We start from the raw sequence: 1,218 nt of genomic DNA, 5'->3' as shown, positions 1-1,218 counted from the left end.
ACAAAGGAAGCGTCCGTTCCTTGAGAACTCAACAGCGTGCCAAAAATCAACGCCAAAAGTTGATACCCCGTCCATTTCGGTGGATGAGGTTCCTTTGAAAAAGACCTGTGAGGTCGCGGCTTCGGCTGTGATGCTTGCAGGCAATTACACAGCGAGGACGCAGTGGACGGTCGGTCTTATTCCGACATGACTGTCCCGCTCTAAGTGCGTGTGCACCCGATTACGGGTAAACATTCATGGAGAGTTTGATCCTGGCTCAGGACGAACGCTGGCGGCGTGCTTAACACATGCAAGTCGAACGATGAAGCCCTTCGGGGTGGATTAGTGGCGAACGGGTGAGTAACACGTGGGCAATCTGCCCTTCACTCTGGGACAAGCCCTGGAAACGGGGTCTAATACCGGATAACACTCCTGCCTGCATGGGCGGGGGTTAAAAGCTCCGGCGGTGAAGGATGAGCCCGCGGCCTATCAGCTTGTTGGTGGGGTAATGGCCCACCAAGGCGACGACGGGTAGCCGGCCTGAGAGGGCGACCGGCCACACTGGGACTGAGACACGGCCCAGACTCCTACGGGAGGCAGCAGTGGGGAATATTGCACAATGGGCGAAAGCCTGATGCAGCGACGCCGCGTGAGGGATGACGGCCTTCGGGTTGTAAACCTCTTTCAGCAGGGAAGAAGCGAAAGTGACGGTACCTGCAGAAGAAGCGCCGGCTAACTACGTGCCAGCAGCCGCGGTAATACGTAGGGCGCAAGCGTTGTCCGGAATTATTGGGCGTAAAGAGCTCGTAGGCGGCTTGTCACGTCGGATGTGAAAGCCCGAGGCTTAACCTCGGGTCTGCATTCGATACGGGCTAGCTAGAGTGTGGTAGGGGAGATCGGAATTCCTGGTGTAGCGGTGAAATGCGCAGATATCAGGAGGAACACCGGTGGCGAAGGCGGATCTCTGGGCCATTACTGACGCTGAGGAGCGAAAGCGTGGGGAGCGAACAGGATTAGATACCCTGGTAGTCCACGCCGTAAACGTTGGGAACTAGGTGTTGGCGACATTCCACGTCGTCGGTGCCGCAGCTAACGCATTAAGTTCCCCGCCTGGGGAGTACGGCCGCAAGGCTAAAACTCAAAGGAATTGACGGGGGCCCGCACAAGCAGCGGAGCATGTGGCTTAATTCGACGCAACGCGAAGAACCTTACCAAGGCTTGACATATACCGGAAAGCAT

Annotated in this window: 1 rRNA gene (only partly in view); it reads left to right on the top strand. The window is 56.9% G+C overall.

The features are described from left to right. Positions 1 to 7: 7 nt before the first annotated feature. Positions 8 to 1,218, top strand: a 16S ribosomal RNA gene (locus tag ACFVX6_RS40530) (it continues 183 nt past the right edge of the window).

This window comes from Streptomyces sp. NPDC058289 (assembly GCF_042880975.1).
Classification (GTDB): Bacteria; Actinomycetota; Actinomycetes; order Streptomycetales; family Streptomycetaceae; genus Streptomyces; species Streptomyces stoeckheimensis.
This window is presented reverse-complemented; position numbering and strand designations above follow the sequence as displayed.